Origin of the sequence: Paracoccus sp. IB05, from assembly GCF_016405985.1 — a bacterium.
GTDB lineage: Bacteria > Pseudomonadota > Alphaproteobacteria > Rhodobacterales > Rhodobacteraceae > Pseudogemmobacter.
The window spans coordinates 1-19,654 of sequence record NZ_JAEFCF010000001.1 but is presented as its reverse complement, the minus strand read 5'-3'; the positions used below and the strand labels follow the sequence as shown (position 1 = coordinate 19,654).

At 62.0% G+C, this 19,654-nt stretch carries 17 protein-coding genes and 1 riboswitch; of the genes, 4 read left to right on the top strand and 13 right to left on the bottom strand.

The window, feature by feature from the left end; genetic code table 11:
• Positions 1-2: 2 nt before the first annotated feature.
• The 5 genes from JC607_RS00085 to JC607_RS00065 are packed head-to-tail and all read right to left on the bottom strand — an operon-like array spanning position 3 to position 6,295.
• On the bottom strand, positions 3-914 hold the full coding sequence (locus JC607_RS00085; RefSeq protein WP_198834901.1) for a branched-chain amino acid ABC transporter permease: 912 nt from the start codon (positions 912-914) through the stop codon (positions 3-5).
• Positions 911-1,648, bottom strand: a complete 738-nt coding sequence (locus JC607_RS00080) for an ABC transporter ATP-binding protein (protein ID WP_198834900.1) — start codon at positions 1,646-1,648, stop codon at positions 911-913. Before JC607_RS00080 ends, JC607_RS00085 begins: the two co-directional genes overlap by 4 nt.
• Positions 1,645-2,397, bottom strand: a complete 753-nt coding sequence (locus tag JC607_RS00075; RefSeq protein ID WP_198834899.1) for an ABC transporter ATP-binding protein — start codon at positions 2,395-2,397, stop codon at positions 1,645-1,647. The genes JC607_RS00080 and JC607_RS00075 overlap by 4 nt, the downstream gene beginning before the upstream one ends.
• Positions 2,394-4,496, bottom strand: a complete 2,103-nt coding sequence (locus JC607_RS25905) for a hydantoinase/oxoprolinase family protein (RefSeq protein ID WP_370584708.1) — start codon at positions 4,494-4,496, stop codon at positions 2,394-2,396. The genes JC607_RS00075 and JC607_RS25905 overlap by 4 nt, the downstream gene beginning before the upstream one ends.
• Positions 4,497-4,510: 14 nt before the next feature.
• Positions 4,511-6,295 carry a hydantoinase B/oxoprolinase family protein gene (locus tag JC607_RS00065; protein ID WP_198834898.1) on the bottom strand — a complete coding sequence of 595 codons (1,785 nt, stop codon included), beginning with the start codon at positions 6,293-6,295 and terminating at the stop codon, positions 4,511-4,513.
• A gap of 254 nt (positions 6,296-6,549) precedes the next feature.
• Here JC607_RS00065 and JC607_RS00060 point away from each other — a divergent pair, with 254 nt between their 5' ends.
• Positions 6,550-7,494, top strand: coding sequence for an AraC family transcriptional regulator (locus JC607_RS00060; RefSeq protein WP_198834897.1), 945 nt, complete (start codon positions 6,550-6,552; stop codon positions 7,492-7,494).
• 42 nt (positions 7,495-7,536) lie between these two features.
• Here JC607_RS00060 and JC607_RS00055 read toward each other — a convergent pair whose 3' ends face one another.
• Genes JC607_RS00055 through JC607_RS00035 form a run of 5 tightly spaced genes read right to left on the bottom strand, consistent with a single transcriptional unit; the run spans position 7,537 to position 11,735 of the window.
• On the bottom strand, positions 7,537-8,520 hold the full coding sequence (locus tag JC607_RS00055) for a biotin-dependent carboxyltransferase family protein (protein ID WP_198834896.1): 984 nt from the start codon (positions 8,518-8,520) through the stop codon (positions 7,537-7,539).
• Positions 8,510-9,385 (bottom strand): allophanate hydrolase subunit 1, encoded by an 876-nt coding sequence (locus JC607_RS00050; RefSeq protein WP_198834895.1) that lies wholly within the window; start codon positions 9,383-9,385, stop codon positions 8,510-8,512. Before JC607_RS00050 ends, JC607_RS00055 begins: the two co-directional genes overlap by 11 nt.
• 12 nt (positions 9,386-9,397) lie before the next feature.
• The gene (locus tag JC607_RS00045; RefSeq protein ID WP_198834894.1) at positions 9,398-10,771 is read right to left on the bottom strand and encodes an acetyl-CoA carboxylase biotin carboxylase subunit; all 1,374 of its coding nucleotides are present in this window, start codon (positions 10,769-10,771) and stop codon (positions 9,398-9,400) included.
• On the bottom strand, positions 10,768-11,001 hold the full coding sequence (locus JC607_RS00040; RefSeq protein WP_198834893.1) for an acetyl-CoA carboxylase: 234 nt from the start codon (positions 10,999-11,001) through the stop codon (positions 10,768-10,770). Before JC607_RS00040 ends, JC607_RS00045 begins: the two co-directional genes overlap by 4 nt.
• An 11-nt stretch (positions 11,002-11,012) precedes the next feature.
• Positions 11,013-11,735 carry a LamB/YcsF family protein gene (locus tag JC607_RS00035; protein ID WP_198834892.1) on the bottom strand — a complete coding sequence of 241 codons (723 nt, stop codon included), beginning with the start codon at positions 11,733-11,735 and terminating at the stop codon, positions 11,013-11,015.
• A gap of 121 nt (positions 11,736-11,856) precedes the next feature.
• Here JC607_RS00035 and JC607_RS00030 point away from each other — a divergent pair, with 121 nt between their 5' ends.
• Positions 11,857-12,762 carry a LysR family transcriptional regulator gene (locus tag JC607_RS00030; RefSeq protein WP_198834891.1) on the top strand — a complete coding sequence of 302 codons (906 nt, stop codon included), beginning with the start codon at positions 11,857-11,859 and terminating at the stop codon, positions 12,760-12,762.
• A 4-nt stretch (positions 12,763-12,766) separates the two neighbouring features.
• Here JC607_RS00030 and JC607_RS00025 read toward each other — a convergent pair whose 3' ends face one another.
• Entirely contained in the window at positions 12,767-13,057 is a 291-nt protein-coding gene (locus JC607_RS00025) for a hypothetical protein (RefSeq protein ID WP_092902324.1), read from the bottom strand.
• Positions 13,058-13,187: 130 nt separating this feature from the next.
• The gene (locus JC607_RS00020; RefSeq protein WP_198834890.1) at positions 13,188-14,975 is read right to left on the bottom strand and encodes a monovalent cation:proton antiporter-2 (CPA2) family protein; all 1,788 of its coding nucleotides are present in this window, start codon (positions 14,973-14,975) and stop codon (positions 13,188-13,190) included.
• Positions 14,976-15,696: 721 nt separating this feature from the next.
• Positions 15,697-15,898: riboswitch (cobalamin riboswitch) on the top strand.
• A gap of 156 nt (positions 15,899-16,054) precedes the next feature.
• On the opposite strand from JC607_RS00020, the gene JC607_RS00015 reads away from it, so the two are divergent.
• Positions 16,055-17,038, top strand: coding sequence for a DUF1852 domain-containing protein (locus JC607_RS00015; RefSeq protein WP_198834889.1), 984 nt, complete (start codon positions 16,055-16,057; stop codon positions 17,036-17,038).
• Between the two features lie 23 nt (positions 17,039-17,061).
• Positions 17,062-18,090 (top strand): methionine synthase, encoded by a 1,029-nt coding sequence (locus tag JC607_RS00010; protein WP_198834888.1) that lies wholly within the window; start codon positions 17,062-17,064, stop codon positions 18,088-18,090.
• A gap of 43 nt (positions 18,091-18,133) precedes the next feature.
• Here the strand turns inward: JC607_RS00010 and JC607_RS00005 are convergent, their stop codons facing one another.
• Positions 18,134-19,579 carry a short-chain fatty acyl-CoA regulator family protein gene (locus JC607_RS00005; RefSeq protein ID WP_198834887.1) on the bottom strand — a complete coding sequence of 482 codons (1,446 nt, stop codon included), beginning with the start codon at positions 19,577-19,579 and terminating at the stop codon, positions 18,134-18,136.
• Positions 19,580-19,654: the final 75 nt, after the last annotated feature.

Sequence of the window (19,654 nt, the reverse complement as noted above, 5' to 3'; positions counted from 1 at the left end):
ACTTACACCCTTTCCTTCATGCCGCCTGCGCTCAGGATCCCCTGCGGGCGGAAGATCAGCACAAGGATCACCGCGCCATAGACAAAGGCATCGCGGAAGGCGCGGGCCTCGGGGGGCAGAAGTGCTTGCAAAAGCGTCGCGGTGGCGCCCAGCAAAAAGCCTGCAAGCACCGCGCCGGCAAGGCTGCCCATGCCGCCGATCACGGTCGCGATAAAGGCCATCAGCATGACATTGGCACCCATCACGATATTGGCGGTGCCGGTCTGGCTGCCGAGGATCAGCGCAATGGCCCCGGCCAGCGCCCCCGACAGCGCGAAGGCGACCATGATCACCCGGTTGGCGCGCACACCCAGCATCCGCGCCATGGTGAAATTCTCGGCCGCCGCCCGCATCTCAAGCCCGAAGCGGGTGCGTCGCAGGAAGATGGTCAGCCCAAGCAGAACGCCCACCGTCACGAGGATGGTGATCAGCTGCAACAGCGGCATGCGGGCACCGAGGACGGTGACCGGCTGGCTCAGTTCAGGAAGCAGCGCGATGGATTTCGGCCGGCTGGAAAACAGCATCAGCAGGAAATAGCGGATGACAAACCCAAGCGCGAAAGAGGCGATCATCATGGTTGCCGGGTTGGTGTTGCGAAACCTGCGAAAGACGACCAGTTCGCAAAGGACCGAAAGCCCTGCTCCCATCGCCAGCACGAAAGGGATCAGCAGGAACCAGGGCAGATTGCCTGCGAAAACAATGGCGATGGCATCGACCGAGGGCCATAAAAGCGCGAAAACGCAAAAGGCGATCACATCGCCATGGGCGAAATTCACCAGCCGCATCACCCCGAAGATCAGCGCGATCCCCAGGGCGCCAAGCGCGTAAAGCGAGCCCAGAGACAGCGCGTCGAAGATGATCTGAAGCGCGCTCATACCTGTTCTCCATATCCGAAATAGGCGGCCTCTATGGCCTCGCTTTTGCCAGGCGCGCGCGCGTCACCGTCCAGCACGATCTCGCCCCCCCGCATCAGCATCATGCGGCCCCCGACCAGCATCGCGCGGGTCGAGCTTTGCTCGACGATCAGCAGCGTCAGGCGGCGTTCCTGCTGCAAAGCGATCAGGCGCTCGTAAACCTGATCGGTGATGTTCGGCGCGAGGCCGAGTGAGGGCTCATCAATCGCGATCAGCCGCGGATGCGTCATCAGCGCGCGCCCGATCACCAGCATCTGCTGTTGTCCCCCCGAGAGCAGACCGGCCTGGGAATGACGGCGCTCTTTCAGGATCGGGAAGGTCGCATAGACCGTCTCGAGTTCCGCCGCCGCCCGGGCGCGCCAGCCGTTCCCGCCCGAATGCATCCCGGTGCCGACCATCAGGTTTTCCTCGATGGTCAGGCTTGCGAAGACATCGCGGCCCTCGGGCACCATCGACAGCCCAAGCCGCGCGATTGTCTCTGGCACAAGTCCGGTAATATCGCGCCCGGCAAAGTCGATGCGGCCGCCGGCGGGCGGCGTCACCCCGGCAATCGCACGCAGGAGCGAGCTTTTCCCCGCCCCGTTCGGACCGGTGATAAAGAGCACTTCGCCTTCTTCCAGGGTGAAGCTGACATTTCTGACAGCGGTCAGGCGGGAATAGCGCACCCCGATATCCGACACCTTCAACAGGCTCATACCAGCGCCTCCTGAACTGGCAGACCGGTATCGGCGGCGGTGCCCATATAGGCGTGGCGCACCCTCTCGCTTGCGCGGATGGCGGCGGGCGGGCCAGTCTCGATCACGGCGCCGGAGTCGAGCACGACGATATGGTCACAGACCCCCAGAACAAGGCCGACATTATGCTCGATCAGCAAAACACCGCAGCCCCGTTCGCGGGCGATGCGACGGATCAGGTCGGAGAGGTCGCGGGCCTCCTCGGCACTCATCCCGGCCGCAGGTTCGTCCAGCAACAGGAAGTCCGGCGCCCGCATCAAAGCGCGGCCAATGGCGACGCGGCGCTCGTCGGTATAGGGCAGGGTGCCGGCGATGCGGTCGGCCAGGGCTGATATGCCGATCCAGTCGAGCATCTCCCCGGCCTCGCGGATTGCGGCGGCGCGCGACAGGCCGAGGCCAAGTCCGGTGACTTCCAGATTGTCGATCACCGGCAGGTCACGAAACAGCCGGCCGCCCTGGAAGGTGCGGGCAACGCCGCGCCGCCGCAGCTCATGCGCCTCAAGCCCCGAGAGGCTGGCGCCGTCCAGAAGGACAGCGCCAGAGGTCGGGGCCTGAAACCCCGTCAGCACATTGACGAGGGTGGTCTTGCCCGCGCCATTCGGCCCGATCAGCCCGAGGATCTGACCGGATCTGAGCTGAAGGCTGACCTCTGACAGGGCTTTCAGCCCTGCAAAGGCGACCGAAACCCCGTCTGCGCTGAGTTCGCTCATTTTGCCCCATTCCTTTGATGATCTGGCCCTTTGGTGATCAGATAGGACCCGCTTTGGTCGAGACTGGCCGTCCAGCCCGGCTCGATGACTATGGTGGTGGTGATTTCCTCGATCACGGCGGGGCCGGTGATACGGTCGCCCGCGCCCAGTTTCGCACCGTCATAGATCGGGGTTTGCACCCGGCTGCCGTCTGCCCGGAACACCGCATCACGGTGGGATTTCACCGCGCTGTCGGCCCCTTTGCCCGCCGCAATCGTCATCCGCGCCGGTTTGTCGACCAGCCCGTAAACCGTGCTTTCGATATTGACGACCTCGACCACCGAATGCGGCTCGGCATAGGTGTAGAGCTGTTCATGGCGGCGGTGGAACGCGTCTTTGATCCGCGCGATGCTGGTGTCATCGACCACAAAAGTGTCGATTTCCACGGTGCATTCATGGACCTGGCCGACATAGCGCATATCGAGGCTGCGTTTGACCCGGCTGGTCGTCTGATCAAAGCCGTCAGAGCGCAGGTGCTCCAGCCCCTGGGCCTCAATCTGGCCGAACAGCGCGTCGATCTTTGCGGGCGCGCCGGTCGCATCCAGCCGCAACGGCGAGGTGGCCATGTAGTTGTATTTCACATCCGAGATGATCTGGCCAAAGGCGCAAAGCCCGGAGGCGAGTTTCGGCAGCACGATCGTGTCGATCCCGATCGCATCCGCCAGCGCCGTGATATGCGCCGCTGTCGCCCCTCCGGCACCGACCAGCACGAAATCGCGCGGGTCATAGCCGCGCTCAACCGTCACCCGCCGGATGCCATTCACCATATTGGCGTTGACGATGGTGAACATGCCATAGGCGGCGCGCTCCAGGCTCATATTCAGCGGGTCCGCGAGCCGCGTCTTCACCGCCGCTGCGGCCTTTTCGGCATCCAGCGGCAGGCGGCCCCCCACGAGGCCCTCGGGGTTCAGATAGCCCAGCACCAGGTTCGCATCCGATACCGTCGGCTCGGTCCCGCCCTGACCGTAACAGGCCGGCCCGGGGCTGGAGCCCGCTGATTGCGGCCCCATCTGCATCAGCCCCATCTCGTCGATCCAGCCGACAGATCCGCCACCGGCGCCCAAAGTCTCGACCTGGATCATCGGCACCCCGATCCGGTAACGCAGGAAGTCGATGTTCTTGTTGATATTGGTCGAGCCGTCTTTCGTCAGTGTGATGTCGAAAGAGGTGCCCCCCATATCGACGGTGATCACGTCTTTCCTGCCAAAGGGCGCGCAGACATATTGCCCCGCGACCGGCGCCGAAGCTGGCCCGGAATTGATCGCATAGACCGACCGGTCCGTCATCACCTGGCCAACTGCGAGACCGCCATTCGACTGGTAGTAGCGCACCGGTTGCTTTGCGCCGAGCGAGCGGAAGTAGCCGTCCACCGCCTCGACATAACGTTTCATGATCGGTGCGAGATAGGCATTCACCACTGCCGTCGAGGTGCGGGTGTATTCGCGCACCTGGGGGTAAAGCTCGCTCCCCAGTGTCAGGATCACGCCGGGCATCATCTCGCGCACGATCTCGCCGGCCCGGCGTTCGTGATCCGGATGCAGCACCGACCAGACGAAACTGATCGCCACCGTGTTGATCCCTTCGGCGCGGAAGATCTCGCAGGCGGCCCGGATATCGGCCTCGTTCAGGGGCACTCGCACTTCGCCCGCCGAAAGCACGCGTTCGCTGACGCCGCGCCGCAGGTAACGCGGCACCAGCATCGTCGCGGGCGGATATTCCGGGTCGTAGCGATAACCGTCTTCCTTATGGCCCAGCCGGATTTCCAGGCTGTCTTCATGGCCGGCGGTGCAGATCAGCCCGGTTTTCGCACCCTTATGCTGGATCAGCGCGTTAAGGCCGACGGTCGTCCCATTGATACAAAGATCGCAATTCGGGATGATCTGATCGGCGGGCACGCCGAGCTCCTCCGCGATGATCGCGAGGCCGTTTTTGATGGCGAGCGTCGGATCCTGCGGCGTGGACAGCGCCTTGAAAAGCCGCACCTGCCCGGACCTGTCGGCCAGCACGAAATCGGTGAAGGTGCCGCCGGCGTCGATGCCAAGTCTGTATTGAGATTTCACAGCCTTATCCTCCCTTATTTCGCAGCCTGGGCACGACGGGTCGCGCGCAGGGCTTCGGTTGCACCCCTATCCACGCTCAGCGTGTCAGGGTCAGAGATGATGACGCCGTAATCCTCCTTCGCGCCCCGGATCGAGACGAGGCCGTTTTTCACATCCGTCACAACGCTTTCGACGGCGCGCAGCATCGGGTCGCCATAGCCGCCGCCGCCCGGGTTCTTGTTGGTGATGCGGTCACCGGGTCTGATCACCTCGATGATGTTTTCGCGGATGGTGGTCTCAACACCGTCCTTCACCAGTTCCAGCCGCCCGACCTTGGTGTCGATAATGGTCGATCCCGCACCTGCTGCACCCACAGCCGGAATGCGGCGTCCCTCGCCAAAGGTGATGAAGGTCATGTCGTTGTTCAGAGGCTCCACCTCCCAGGCGGTGCCGGACCCGCCGCGGAACTTGCCCGCGCCGCCGCTGTCTTCCATCAGCGAATAGCGGTGGATGATGATCGGGTAGCTGTATTCCAGCAGTTCGACATCGCCGGAGGTCAGCGCACCGAAGCAGCATTCCGGCCCGCAGGCGTGCCAGCCGTCCTGGCTGGGCGTGGCGCCCGCGCCCGAAATGATCGTGGCGAGAACCATGGTGACATATTCCTCATCATGGCGCTTGTCCCAGCCCGCGATGTTCAGCCCGTTCGCGTGCCCCCAGGAGGCGGAAACCTTCGACGGCACGGCTTTTTCAAACGCCAGACGCACCGCATCGGTCAGCGTCTCCATCGGCGTCGTGGTGCAGTTCATATGCGGCGCCGGTTCCTGGGCGTTGCAGATGGTGCCTTTGGGGCCGAAATCGACCGAGACGCAGCGATAGAGCCCTTCATTATAGGGCGGCGGCAGCTGTGCGAACATCATCAGCCCGAGATAGACGCCGGAATGGCTGTTCCCTTCGTAAGAGTTGATGAAATAGGGGATCTGCGGCGGCGACGAGATCGCGATATGGCAATTGTCGCCGGTGATGGTGACCTTCGCATGGATCTCGAAATCGCCATAGCCATGGCCGGCATCCTCGAGGATCGCCATCCCCTCATAACTGCCATCGGGCACGTCAGAGATCAGGCTGCGCATCTGTTTCTCGGCCATATTCAGAAGCATGTCGATACAGGCATCGACCTGCGCTTCGCCGTATTTCTCGAGCATCCGGATCAGCGCGCGTTCGCCAACCTGGCAGGCGCCGATCAGGGCGTTGAAGTCGCCCTCCTGATCGCGGCGCGCGCGCATATTGGTCAGGATCATGTTGAGCACGTCTTTGCGTGGCTGACCGCGATCCCAGATCTTGACCGGCGGAATACGCAGGCATTCGGCATAGATCTCTTTCGCGTTCGGGTTATAGCCCGCCGGAACCGGCCCGCCGACATCGGTCAGATGGCCCTTGCAGACGGTCCAGTATTTCAGCCGCCCTTGCCAGAACACCGGGCGGTAGAAACAGGTGTCGATCGCGTGGCTGCCACCCCAGGCCGGATCGTTATGGATGAAAAGATCACCCTCATTGATCTCTCCGTCGAAATATTTCGCCACCACCTTCATCGCCGGGATCAGCGATCCGAGATGGATCGGAATATCCTGGCCCTGAAGGATCATCTCGGGCCGGTGATTGAAGACTGCCGTCGAATAATCATGCGCCAGGTTGAAGACCGAAGACCGCGCGGTCTTTTCCAAAGACAGTGTCATCTCGCGCTGTGTCGTCTCAAGGATACCGCGCACCACCGAAAGGGTGATCGGGTCAACCTCGACCTGTTTGCCTGTGGGATCCGTCATTGCAGAACCTCCCGTTGGAGGCCACGCAACAGGACTTCGTTCGGGCGGAATGCCCGGTCGAATCGAGTGATCTCCCTGTCACGCGGCGTCTGTTGCACCACTGTAGGGCAAAGGCTAATGCCGCTTTTTGCGCCCTGTCTTTGCTGGTGACGCATGGAGTTTTGCGTCTGAGTGCACCGCATCGCCGGTCTGAGACGCCGCACTTTACAGGTGGTTTTCCCCATGGCCTGATGGTCGCAACGGGGAGCACAATAATGAAAACCACCATCACGACCGAAGGGGTCGACCTTGCCGGCAGGAGCCGCCACTGGCATGATACCATCGCGCGTGCCTACTTTCCGCTCGACCTGACCTTCCGCCGCCCCGAGGCCTTTGACGGGGTGATCACCAACTGGCAGCTGGGCCAGGTCTCGCTGTCGCGCCTGACCTCTGACTCGCTCCTCTACCGCCGCCTGCCGCGCCATTTCCGCGAGCCAGGGCCTGAGGAATATCTGATCACCATTCCGGCGCGCTCCGAGGTGCGGTTCAGCCAGGGCGGCAAGGAGATCCGCGCCAATCCCGGTGCCTGGTTCATCGAACGCAGCCATGAGCCCTATGATTTCAGCCATGACGATCCGGCCGACCTCTGGGTGATGAAGGTGACGGCCGATATGCTCGGCGGTCGCATCCGCGCGCCCGACCGGTTCTGCAGCCTGGAATTCGACGCGACCAATGGCGCGAGCGGGTTTTTCACCGATATGGTCCATCTGATCCCGGCGCGTTACGACGCGATGAGCGAGGAGACCCGCTCGACCGTGGGACGACAGCTCGCGGATCTGCTGGCGCTGGCGATCCAGGCTGATGACCGGGTGATGCAATCGGGCGTGTCTTCGGTCCGGGCCGGTCATCTGATGCGGATCGAGGGCTTTGTGCGCCGCCATCTCGACGACCCCGATCTTGGGCCGGACAGGGTGGCGGCGGGCTGCGGCATCTCGGTGCGTTACCTGCATGAAGTCCTGCGCGACACCAACACCACGCTTGGCGCCTGGATCCGCGATATGCGGCTGACGGCGGCGCAGGAGGATCTGGCGACCCCTGGCGACCGCCGCTCGATTGGCGAGATTGCCTGGACGCGGGGGTTCACCGATCAGGCGCAGTTTTCCCGCGCCTTTCGCGCCCGGTTCGGCATGACCCCGAAAGAGGCGCGCGGGCGCGGTTGAGGCGGGGGCTCTGTTGATCATATTGCGCCCCCGCTCCATCTCTCAGCGCCCGAGATGCGCGCGCAGCCGCGCCAGCGCCGCCTTACGGTCATGGCGCGCGGCCAGCGCCTGATCCATCGAGACCTCGGTGAACCGCGCGGGAGAATGCGGCTGCAACTGGCCGATCAGGTCCATATCTGCCGAGATGACACAGCCCAGCATCATATAACCGCCGCCCGAGACCGCATCGCGGTGCAGCACGATGGGTTCGGTCCCGCCCGGGACCTGGATCGAGCCGTAAGGATAGCAGGCATCAACGATGTTCGAGGGGTTCGACCCCGCGCCGAACGGCTGCTCGCGGGGCACGAAATCCAGCGGTGTGCCGCCTTTGAACCGATAGCCGATCCGGTCCGCCTCGGGCGCGACTTTCCAGGTGTCTGCAAAGAACTGTTTGCCCGCCTCCGCCGTGATGCGGTGCCAGTAAAGTCCCGGCAGCATCCTGAGTTCCGCCGGATTGCCGGGCTGACGGCGCAGCGCCTCGGGTAGCGATCCCTTACCGCCCGTGCCCTTGCCGCCGGTGCCCTCGCCAAGCGGCAACTCGTCGCCGGCTTTCAGCGCCCGCCCCTCATGCCCGCCAAGCGCGCCGAGCGTATAGGTCGAACGCGAGCCCAGCGTCACGGGCACATCAATGCCGCCCGAGACCGCGATATAGACCCGCGCGCCGGATTTCAGGAAGCCGAAGGACAGCCGGTCGCCGGGTCTGACCGGGAAAGCCTCCCAGGTCGCGAGTTCCGCGCCGTTCAGTTTGGGGGGCAAACTGGCGCCGGTGACCGCGACCGTCGCAGCCGTGGTGAATTCCACCTCCGGCCCCATGAAGACGGCCTCGAGCACAGCCGCGCTTTCGTCATTGCCCACCAGCATATTGGCGGCGCGCAGCGCAAACCGGTCCATGCCGCCCGAAAGCGGGATGCCGAGATGGTAATAGCCGGGCCGGCCAAGGTCCTGGACGGTGGTCGACAGGCCGGGGCTGATGATCTTAACGGCCATTGAGCGCCTCCATCAGCCGGGCTTTGGTGCCTGCCATATCCTTGTTGTACTCCGAGAGGCTGAAACTGGTCTGGCGGATCACCGGCTCGAACCGGTTCGCATCCACCTCTTCGATCGCCGCGTCATACTGATCGCGGGTCACCGGCTTCCATTTCACGATATCGCCGGGGCGGAAGAGGCACATCTCGTCCTTCAGGTAATTCACCTTTTGCGCCGGGTCATAGATCGGCATCGGCGTGACACCGAACATCTGATAACCACCGGCGCCGCGCACCGAATAGATGCAGGAAAAACACCCGCCATGCCCAACCGTCAGCTTCGGCGTGTCGGTGCGGGGGCGGAGGTATTTCGGAACCTGGAGCTGACGCTCGCGCTCGACCATCTGGTAAAGAAACGGCAGCCCGGCGACGAAGCCGACCATCGAGACGAACCAGGGCTGGCTGGAATGCGCCTCGATGAAATTCCCGACAGTGCCGAGCCCGTTCACATCCGCCGCATATTCCAGGTCGGTTTTCGACGGATCCTGGTGGCGCTCGCGAAAGCGCATCAGTGTCTCATGGGTCCAGGGGTCATTGTAAAGGACCGGGATCTCGATGATGCGGGTTTTCAGGCTGGCATCGGATCTGGCGGCAGCGGCCTCCATCGACTGCAACTCGCGCATCAGATCGGCTGGCTTGATGCGGTCGGGGTCGAATTTGACCTGAAAGCTTGCATTGGCGGGGCAGATCTCGGTCACGCCGCTGATCTGCGCTTCCCGCACCGCATTGGTCATAGAGAGCGAGGTGAAGAAGGATTCGAGCGACATGCCTTCGGAAACCTCGCCGAAAATATGCTCATCGCCCCCGAAGCTGAAACGGATCGACATGGTCCCTCCTGATCAGGTGTCCGGGCTGAGCCGGTCGGAATTTGCATCAAGCCAGCCTTCGAGCCAGCGGGTGTGGAACGCGCCCGCGCGGACCGACGCGTCAGCCGCCAGAGCGAGGAACAGGGGTTTCGTGGTCTTGCAGCCCTCGATCCTGGTCTCGGACAAAGCGCGGGTGAGGCGGGTGATGGCGGCCTCGCGGCTGTCGGCATGGACAATCAGTTTCGCCAGCAGAGAGTCGTAAAATGGCGGAACGGTATAGCCCGCATAAAGCATGGAATCGAAGCGCACCCCCGGCCCGCCGGGCAGGCGCAGGTCCGAGATCGTACCGGGGAAGGGGGCAAAGCCCTTCGCGGGGTCTTCGGCATTCAGCCGCACCTCGATGGCATGGCCGCGGATCTGCACATCCTGCTGCTTGATCCAGAGCGCTTCGCCCCCCGCGATCCGCAGCATTGCCGCCACCAGGTCGATGCCGGTGATCATCTCGGTCACCGGATGTTCCACCTGGATACGGGTGTTCATCTCGATGAAGTAGAACCGGTCGGCGGCATCATCATAGAGGTATTCAATCGTACCGGCGCCGGAATAGTTCACCGCCTCGGCCAGCCGCACCGCGCTGGCGCAAAGCTCTGCCCTGAGCGCGGGCGAAAGCGCCATGGAGGGCGCCTCTTCCCAGACCTTCTGACGGCGACGCTGCAACGAGCATTCGCGCTCATAGCAATGGATCGCGCGGGCGCCGTCACCAAGGATCTGCACCTCAATATGGCGCGCCTGGCCGATCACCTTTTCCATATAGAGGCCGCCATCGCCAAAGGCGGCCAGCGCCTCGGCTGCGGCCTGGGGGAAGGCTGCTTCAAATTCCGTCTGATCATTCGCGATGCGGATACCGCGCCCGCCACCACCTGCGGCGGCCTTGATCATCACCGGAAAACCGGTCTCTTTGAGGATGTCACGCGCCTCGATGATCGAGGCCACCCGCCCCATCGAGCCCGGCACCACCGGCACGCCCGCCTTGTCTGCGGCGATCCGGGCCGAGACCTTATCGCCCATCAGCCGGATCGCGGCGCCTGACGGCCCGACCCAGGTCAGGCCATCGGCCACCACCGCATCGGCGAAATCGGCATTCTCGGCGAGAAACCCATAGCCCGGATGCACCGCATCGGCGCCGGTATCGCTGGCGGCCTTCAGGATGGCAGACACCGAGAGGTAGCTTTTCTTTGCCGCCGGTGGCCCGATATTCACCGCCTCATCGGCCAGCTGCACATGCAGGCTGTCGCGGTCGGCTTCGGAATGGACCGCAACCGTCGCGATGCCAAGATCCCGCGCCGCGCGGATGATCCGCACAGCAATCTCACCGCGATTGGCAACCAGCAGTTTGCGGATCATCACGACAGGTCCGCGAGCACGGCACCGGCCATCACCGGCTCTTCATTATCGGTCACGAATTGCACATTCTTGCCGGCGACATCGGATTTCACCTCGTGAAAGCTCTTCATCACCTCGATCAGCCCGATCACATCGCCGACCGCCACATCATCGCCATCGGCCTTGAAAGGCGGCTGGTCAGGCGAGGCGGAGCGGTAGAACGTGCCGGGCAGGGGGGACAGGATCTGGGCCATGGGTTTGCCTCTCAGACAAGGGTTTGGAGGACGGCGCGCACCGCGCGGGCGATGTCGACCGCATTGGGCGTGTCGGAATGGATGCAGATGGTCTCGCAGCGGGTCGGAAAGAACGAGCCGTCCGTCGCGATGCCCTTGCCTTCGGTGATGGCCCGCAGGCAGCGTTTTGCCATCTCATCCGGGTCTTTCGCGTCATGTTCGCGGGTCACGATCAGGCTGCCATCGGGGCGGTAATCGAGATCGCCGTAGAATTCGGCAATCATGCGATGGCCGCGCGCCGGATAGACGGTTTCATGCAGCGTGCCGGTCATGCCGAGAACCGGCACCTGGAAAATATCGGCCGCATCGCAAATCGCATGGGCGATTTCTTCCTGCCGCGCCGCCATGCCGAAGAGGCTGCCATGCGGTTTGATATGGTTGAGTTCGACCCCCTCCGCGCGCAGAAATCCCGCCAGCGCTCCGATCTGATAGATCAGCGCATTGGCCATTTCCTCGCGGCCGATCTTCATCTCGCGCCGCCCGAAACCTTGCAGATCCGGCAGCGAAGGATGCGCGCCGACCCTGACACCATGCGCCTTTGCAAGCTGCACGGTTATGCGCATGTGATTGAAATCACTGGCGTGAAAGCCACAGGCCACATTGGCGATGTCGATGAACGGCATGAGCCCCGCATCGTCACCTATGCGCCAGAGCCCAAAGCTCTCACCCATGTCACAATTGATCGTGACGGGCATCACACCTCCCTGGTGTTATGTATTGCTATTGGTTTTCAGGGATGGTGGCGCGACTCGGGCCTTTGTGGCAAATACGAAATTCCGCGATTGCATATCTGAAAAACTGATACAGAATCCGGGCATGTCCCTGACCCTGAAACAGCTGAGATATTTCGTCGCTGCCGCCGAGACGGGGCAGATCAGTCATGCTGCGATCGAAATGAATATCTCGCAATCGGCGGTGACCGCGGCGATCCAGGATTTGCAGGCCGGGCTTGGGGTTAAGCTTTTGTCGCGCAGCCCGAAGGGGATGGTGCTGACGCCCGAAGGGGCGCGGTTCCTCTCGCGGGCCCGCACAATCCTTGCCACGGTCGAGGATGCGGTGCGCAGTCCGCTTGGCGATGAGGCGGGCGCTACGGGGCGGCTTCGCCTCGGCATGTCCTACACGGTGGCGGGCTATTTCATGGCGCGCCATGCGGCGGCGTTCCGGCGGTCTTACCCCGGAATCACGCTGGAATTGCATGAGATGCCACGGCCGGCCATCGAGGTTGCCCTTGTGGCGGGCGATCTGGATATCGCGGTGATGCTGACCTCTAACCTCGACAATAAAGAGGAGCTGGATTTCGAGACCTTGTTCCGCTCGCGCCGCAGGCTCTGGCTGGCGACTGAACACCCATTGCTGACCGAGCCGCTGGTGCCGGTCGAGGCGGTGATCCGCGAGCCCTATATCATGCTGACGGTGGATGAGGCCGACCGCACCCAGGCGAAGTTCTGGCAAGGTTTCGGCATCCGGCCCCGGGTGATTTTCGAAACTTCATCGGTCGAAGCCGTGCGCTCGATGGTGGCGAGCGGCATGGGCGTCACCATCCTGAGCGATATGGTCTACCGGCCCTGGTCGCTTGAAGGGCAGCGGATCGAACAACGCCCGGTCGCCGAAGGGGTGCCCAGCATGGATGTCGGGCTGAGCTGGTCGAAGGGCAGGGCGCTGTCGCCCCCCGCCCGGGTGTTTCGCGCCTTTCTCGGGCTGGCCACCGGGGGCGGCAGCTGAGATCTCAGCGGTTGCTGTCGATCCAGCGCGACAGGAGCTGACGGTCGCGGAAGCATTCATCCGGCACTGCGCGATGTTTGATCCGGGCAAGCTTTTCGGCGAATGCGACCTGTTTCGAGGTCGGCTGATTGTCCTGCACTGGTTTCAGCCCCGCCTGCGCCTCGATCCAGGCGCTGAGACTGCGGCGATCCTGCTGAACCTCCCAGGGCAGGAGGGTCTTGTTGCGCAGTGCCAGCGAGCGGGCATAGGCAATCTGGCGCGGCGTCACCGGCATGATGAAACTGGCAGCTTCCATAGCGGTCTCCCCTCTGTTCATGAAGATGAACATAGAACATAAAGGGAACATTTTCAAGTAAGACCTTGATCGGGCCCTCGGCGGGTCCGATCAACCCCGATCAACACTGCGCGAGGGGTAAACCGGCGCGTCAGTGATGCGAGGGTGCATCCTTGTTGCCCTGGATCAGGCCCGCACCCGCCGCGAGGCCTTCGGTGAAATCGATGGCGAGGCGCTGAATGTCATTCGCCCGCACATCCTGCATCAGATCATCGGCCTCTTCCGGGGTGTCGCCCAGCCGCACCAGTGCCGCGTGGCCAAGAGCCAGCGCCGAATCGCGGGTCTCACGGATCTGGAAATCGGCATCTGCCTTCATCAGCGCAACCGCATGTTCCCGGTCCCAGGCGCGGGCGAAGACCGGCACCAGCGGGAATTCGTGTTTCACCAGTTCGACGATTTTCAGCGTGGCCTCGCGGTCATCGGTGGCGGCGACGATCAGGCTCGCCTCTGCCGCGCCGGCATTCCTGAGGATGTCCAGGCGCGTGCCATCGCCATACCAGACGCGGAAGCCGAAATCAGCCGCATCGCGGATCACCTGCGCATCGGAATCGATGATCGAGACCGTATAGCCGCGTTTCAGCAGCGGCTGGCTGACCATCTGGCCAAAGCGGCCAAAGCCGATCAGCAGGATATTGGCGTTCAGGCCGCTTGCTTCTTCGACCCCTTCCATCGAAACCACGGCTTTCGGCGAAAAGCGGTCAAAAAGGATCATCATCAGGGGGGTCAGTGCCATCGAGCAGATGACAATCGCGGTCAGGTTCGCGTTCCATTCCGTCGTCAACACCCCGACCTGTGTCGCGGTGCCATAGAGCACGAAGGCAAATTCACCGCCCTGGGCCATAACGACCGCGCGTTCCCGCGCCTCGGGTGCCGGCGTTTTCAAAAGCCGGGCCACGCTGTAGATCACCAGCATTTTCAGGATGATATAGACGGGGACGCAAAAGGCGATCAGCGCCGCATTCTCGCGGATCACGGTGAGGTTCAGCGCCATCCCGACCCCCATGAAAAACAGGCCGAGCAAGAGGCCCCGGAAGGGCTCCACATCGGTTTCCAGCTGGTGGCGATAGCTCGATTCCGACAGGAGCACGCCCGCGAGGAAAGCCCCCATCGCCATCGAAAGCCCGCCCGCCTGCATCAAAAGCGCCGCCGCCAGCACGACAAGCAACGCGGCCGCCGTCATCACATCCCGCCCGCCAAACCGCGCCAGAAACCCAAACATCGGATCAAGGAGATAGCGCCCGGCCAAAACCAGCACTACGATACAGCCAAGCCCGGCGCCGATGTCCTGCACCCGGTCCATCATCGTGGCTTCCTCGGCGCCAGGCGCGATAAAGGCGACGATTGCCAGCAGCGGCACGATGGCGAGATCCTCGAGCAGGAGGATCGAAATGATCCGCCGCCCGGCCGGGGTCTCCATTTGCCGCCGCTCGGACAGCATCTGCATGACGACCGCGGTCGAGGTCAGCACAAAGCCGGTGCCCGCGACAAAGCTCGCCGAGGCCGGATAGCCAAGCGCCAGCCCGACGCAGGTCAGCACCGTGATGGCCCCGACCACCTGGATCAGCCCCAGCCCGAAAATCTCGCCGCGCATCGACCACAGCCGCGAGGGCTGCATCTCGAGCCCGATCACAAACAGAAACAGTACAACACCGAGTTCTGCGACATGGATGACCGCTTCGGCATCCTCGATCACCCTGAGGCCGAATGGCCCGATCAAGAGCCCCGCGGCAAGAAAGCCCAGGACCGAGCCAAGCCCGAGCCGCCTGAACAGCGGCACCGCGATCACCGCCGCAGCCAGAAGAATGACAATGGTGGTCAGATCGACCCCGCCGCCGTGAAGCGCAGCCGCGTCGGCCGCCCCCGCCACCTGTTCCGCCATTTGCGGTTCTCCTGTTGCAATCGTAAGCCGTGCCACAACCATTCGGGCAACGGATCACATACCCGTGACCGGGGAAATGTTAGCTGTATTCCAGAGACACGGCGAGAAAGATTTCACCGGCGCCGCGCGGAGCATCGCAAATATGTCTGAAGACGCTGTAAACGGTCGCGTTGTCGTGTCAGGCGCCGTGGCGGCGCATGGAATGCCCGCGATTATGGCGCGCGCAGGGCCCCCGTAGCGCCCCCTTCCGCTTGCGCCACCAGACCGCCCTGAGCAGCGCAGGTCAAATCTGCCGGGTTTACATTGACCAGCCGCTCAGACGCCGGGACGGAGGTCGATGACCACAGCGAGACAGGCAGATCCTTCTGCGTGACTGTCAGATCGCAGGACTATGCAAGGCGCTATAGCATATATGGCCTGAAACCGGAGGGCCAGACTGCCTGCTTCAGGTGATGTCCGAGGGACAGTTCGTGATTTCGCTGACCGGATTGCGCCAACTGTGAAAAAGACCGGCTAAATATGCGCCGGAACGACACAATACCGTATGAATTCCCTCAGATACACCTGGCGCGCAGAAGCACGCTCCGGCACAGGTGCAGCCGCGAGGGGTGTTTTGAAAAAATTTCGTCTGAACCTGATCTCTTACATTGCCGGTTTCGCTCATGATTTTCATGAATATAATCTGCCTTTGAAATCGTTGACATTCCCGGGCCCCCAAAGGATTTTATCGATTGATTCAGGTGCCGGGGGCAAGCCCCGGTTAAAAGGGAATCCGGTAAGGCCAATGCCAAATCCGGAGCTGCCCCCGCAACTGTGAGCGGCGAGCCTGTCCGAAATGCCACTGGCGCGCATTCTGCGCCGGGAAGGCCGGACAAGGTTACGACCCGCAAGTCAGGAAACCTGCCTGGATTGATCACCTGTTCCGGCCGCGGTGGGCGTGTCGGGAGCGGCCGTTCCGCAAAGGTGACTGCAAAGGCCCGTGTGACATTTGTCACACGGGGCCGGCTTCGCGACATCCGTCGCGGAGTGTCTGTGGTTTTCCGGCCTGTCTTTTCAGGCCGCTCAGAAGGCATGTCACAATGACAGAAGGTTTCACGTTCAGGGTTACGAAGATTGGCTTCGACGAGGATTACATTCCGGCCGAAAATACGCGCATCACCACCAATTTTGCCAATCTCGCCAGAGGGGCACACCGCCGCGAGAATTTGCGAAACACTCTGGCGATGATCACCAACAGATTCAATTCTCTGGCCGGTTGGGACAACCCAAAAGGTGACCGGTATTCCGTCGGGGTTGAGATCATATCCGTCGATATGGCTATGGGGGATGCGGAAACTGCGGGTGTGTTTCCGATTATTGAAATTCTGAAGACAAACATCCTTGATCACAAAATCGGCAATGTCATTGATGGATCTGCGGGGAATAATTTCTCGTCCTATGTGCGGGATTATGATTTCAGCATAGTGCTCCCGGAGCATAACAAAGGAAAATCCGGCTTCACCGAGCCGGAAGATTTTGGCGACCTGCATGGAAATCTGTTCAGGAGTTTCGTCAAATCTGAGGTCTATCGCCGGAACTTCAGCAAGACACCGGTGATATGTCTCAGCGTATCAAGCAACAGAACCTATATTCGAACCGATATCACCCATCCTGTTCTTGGTGCTGAATACAGGCAGGATGAAGCATCTCTGACCGACAGGTATTTCGCAAAAATGGGCATGACGGTTCGCTGTTTCATGCCGCCGGGCGCCGTTGCCCCCCTGGCGTTTTATTTCATGGGAGATCTTCTGGCTGATTATACAAATCTGGAAATGATCAGCGCCATCAGTATGATGGAGACATTCCAGAAGATCTATCGCCCCGAAATCTACAACGCCAATGCCGCCGCGGGCAGCTGCTATCACCCAAGCCTGAAGCATCAGGATTATTCTCTGACGCGGATTGTCTATGACCGCGAAGAGCGCAGCCGTCTGGCGCTGGAACAGGCCAAATTCGCGGAAGAGCATTTTATCAGGCCGTATCAGGCCAGGCTTTCGCAATGGTCAGCCAGTTTCGCGCTTTGACAGAATATAAAAGGCTCCACACTATGAATAAACTTCTCCCCACTGCCACTGCCGGCAGCCTTCCCAAACCGTCCTGGCTGGCCGAGCCCGAGAAACTCTGGTCGCCCTGGAAACTTGAGGGGGCAACGCTTGCCGAAGGCAGGCAGGATGCGTTGCGCCTCGCGCTGGACGATCAGCAGAAATCCGGCATCGACATTGTCAGCGACGGTGAACAGACCCGTCAGCATTTCGTCACCACTTTCATCGAACATCTTGAAGGCGTTGACTTTGAGAAACGAGAAACCGTCAGGATCCGGGATCGTTATGATGCCAGCGTGCCGACCGTCACCGGTGCCGTGGCGCGCCGCAGACCGGTCTTTGTCGAGGATGCAAAATTCCTGCGGCGGCAGACGAATCAGCCGATCAAATGGGCGCTGCCCGGCCCGATGACCATGATCGACACGCTCTATGATGCGCATTACAAAAGCCGGGAAAAGCTTGCCTGGGAGTTTGCTGCGATCCTGAATCAGGAGGCGCGTGAACTGGAAGCCGCAGGCGTCGATATCATTCAGTTTGACGAGCCCGCTTTCAATGTGTTTTTCGATGAGGTCAATGACTGGGGGATTGCCACACTGGAGCGGGCGGTTGAGGGCCTGAAATGCCAGACCGCCGTTCATATCTGCTATGGCTACGGCATCAAGGCCAATACGGACTGGAAAAAGACCCTCGGCACCGAATGGCGCCAATATGAAAAGATCTTCCCGAAGCTGCAGGCGTCAAGCATTGATATGGTTTCGCTTGAATGCCATAATTCGCATGTGCCGATGGATCTGATTGACCTGATCCGGGGCAAGAAGGTGATGGTTGGGGCCATTGATGTGGCTTCTGAACGGGTTGAGACGCCGGAGGAAGTGGCGAATACGCTGCGCAAGGCGCTGCAATTCGTAGATGCCGAAAACCTTTGCCCCTGTACCAATTGCGGCATGGCACCGCTGCCGCGCCATATCGCAAGGGCAAAATTGCAGGCTCTGGGTGCCGGTGCCGAGATCATCCGCAAAGAACTGACGGCATAATCAGATCACATCATCATGCCGCCGGAGATATGCCGGCGGCATGTTACTCTTCGCCAAAGCGGTAGATCGCGAGGCTTCTTTCGCGTTCATTCACCGCAAGCGGCCGGTTGATCGGCGCATGGGCACGGGCGGCGCAGTCGCGACGCTCGCAAAGATAGCAGTTCAGCCCGATCTCAACCGGTTTCGATCTGACAAGGTCGATTCCATCCGCATAGATCAGCCGCGGCGCATAGGCGGTATCGCAGCCAAGCCCGATCGCAAGCCGCTGCGCCGGTTGCCCCTGCATGCCGCCTGCGCGGGTCACGGTGCGCGCAACCGAAAAATAGCTCGCGCCCTCGGGCATGCGGATCAGCTGCGTCTGTACCTGATCGGGCGTCTCGAAAGCGCCGTGGATGTTCCAGAGCGGGCAGGTGCCGCCGAAGCGCGAGAAGGGGAACCGCCCCGCCGAGAAGCGTTTCGAGATGTTCCCGGCGCGGTCCACCCGCACGAAGAAGAACGGGATGCCCCGCGCGCCCTCGCGTTGCAGCGTCGACATGCGATGCGCCGTCTGCTCGAAACTGGTGCCAAAGCGGTGGGACAACAGTTCGACATCATAGCGCGTTGTTTCGCAGGCGCCGAGGAAACGCGCATAGGGCATCACCAGGGCTGCGGCGAAGTAATTGGCAAGGCTGACGCGCATCAGGGTGAAAGCAGATGGCTCCGTCAGCCCGGCCTCATCAACGAGCCGCGCGATCAGTGGTTCCTGCTCCAGGCGCGCCAGCAGAACGCCGATCTGAAAGCGCCGGCTTGACTGGCGCAACAGCTCAGAGAGCATCAGCTCCTTGCGATGCAGATCAAACCGCCTGAGATGCCCGCCCATCACATCCGCCGGCAGGATACGGGTTCGCACGCCATGCGCCGAAAGCCGGGCCGAGAGCGCCACATGCGGCTCGCTGCGGTGGAGCTGCAATTCCGCCGCCAGCGTCTCGGCGGCGCGGTCGAGCGCGTCGACATGATTGCCGCGGGCGTAGAACCAGGCCCGCACCGCCTCGGCCGGGCGCGAACTTTCCGAGAGGACCTCGACCTTGTCGCGATCGGTCAGCGGGTTGTCATCCGCCATCGGGCGCAGGACGGCCTCACGGTGGCGGTCATGCAACTGGACGAAGGCGCGTGCGAGCCGGGGCGAGGCCTGGAGCACGGCCTCGATCTCGACCTTCGGGATCTGCCCGGCCTGAAGGAGCGGATCTTTCAGCGCCGCGTTGAAATCTGCGGCCAGCTGCGCGTCACTGGCCGGGGCGAGTTCCGAGATATTCAGATCGTAGATTGATGCGAGTTTCATCAGAAACTGCGCCGAGGCAGGGCGCTGGTCGGCCTCGATCAGGGTGATGTAGCTGGCAGAGACGCCAAGCTCACTCGCCATCTGCGCCTGGGTCAGCCCGAGCGATTGCCGCAGCACCTTCAGACGCTGCCCGATGATCAGCTTTTCGCCCCGTTTGCCCTCGCCTGCCATGTCCTGCCTCGCATCCCGCCTGTGACAAACCTTACAGATCAAGCAAGGGTAATGTGACAAGGATTACATCATTAC

Excerpts from the sequence above, each read along its gene's own strand:
- JC607_RS00085 (WP_198834901.1), bottom strand. The coding sequence starts at position 914 with ATGAGCGCGCTTCAGATCATCTTCGACGCGCTGTCTCTGGGCTCGCTT.
- JC607_RS00080 (WP_198834900.1), bottom strand. The coding sequence starts at position 1,648 with ATGAGCCTGTTGAAGGTGTCGGATATCGGGGTGCGCTATTCCCGCCTG.
- JC607_RS00075 (WP_198834899.1), bottom strand. The coding sequence starts at position 2,397 with ATGAGCGAACTCAGCGCAGACGGGGTTTCGGTCGCCTTTGCAGGGCTG.
- JC607_RS00065 (WP_198834898.1), bottom strand. The coding sequence starts at position 6,295 with ATGACGGATCCCACAGGCAAACAGGTCGAGGTTGACCCGATCACCCTT.
- JC607_RS00060 (WP_198834897.1), top strand. The coding sequence starts at position 6,550 with ATGAAAACCACCATCACGACCGAAGGGGTCGACCTTGCCGGCAGGAGC.
- JC607_RS00055 (WP_198834896.1), bottom strand. The coding sequence starts at position 8,520 with ATGGCCGTTAAGATCATCAGCCCCGGCCTGTCGACCACCGTCCAGGAC.
- JC607_RS00050 (WP_198834895.1), bottom strand. The coding sequence starts at position 9,385 with ATGTCGATCCGTTTCAGCTTCGGGGGCGATGAGCATATTTTCGGCGAG.
- JC607_RS00040 (WP_198834893.1), bottom strand. The coding sequence starts at position 11,001 with ATGGCCCAGATCCTGTCCCCCCTGCCCGGCACGTTCTACCGCTCCGCC.
- JC607_RS00035 (WP_198834892.1), bottom strand. The coding sequence starts at position 11,735 with ATGCCCGTCACGATCAATTGTGACATGGGTGAGAGCTTTGGGCTCTGG.
- JC607_RS00030 (WP_198834891.1), top strand. The coding sequence starts at position 11,857 with ATGTCCCTGACCCTGAAACAGCTGAGATATTTCGTCGCTGCCGCCGAG.
- JC607_RS00025 (WP_092902324.1), bottom strand. The coding sequence starts at position 13,057 with ATGGAAGCTGCCAGTTTCATCATGCCGGTGACGCCGCGCCAGATTGCC.
- JC607_RS00020 (WP_198834890.1), bottom strand. The coding sequence starts at position 14,975 with ATGGCGGAACAGGTGGCGGGGGCGGCCGACGCGGCTGCGCTTCACGGC.
- JC607_RS00015 (WP_198834889.1), top strand. The coding sequence starts at position 16,055 with ATGACAGAAGGTTTCACGTTCAGGGTTACGAAGATTGGCTTCGACGAG.
- JC607_RS00010 (WP_198834888.1), top strand. The coding sequence starts at position 17,062 with ATGAATAAACTTCTCCCCACTGCCACTGCCGGCAGCCTTCCCAAACCG.
- JC607_RS00005 (WP_198834887.1), bottom strand. The coding sequence starts at position 19,579 with ATGGCAGGCGAGGGCAAACGGGGCGAAAAGCTGATCATCGGGCAGCGT.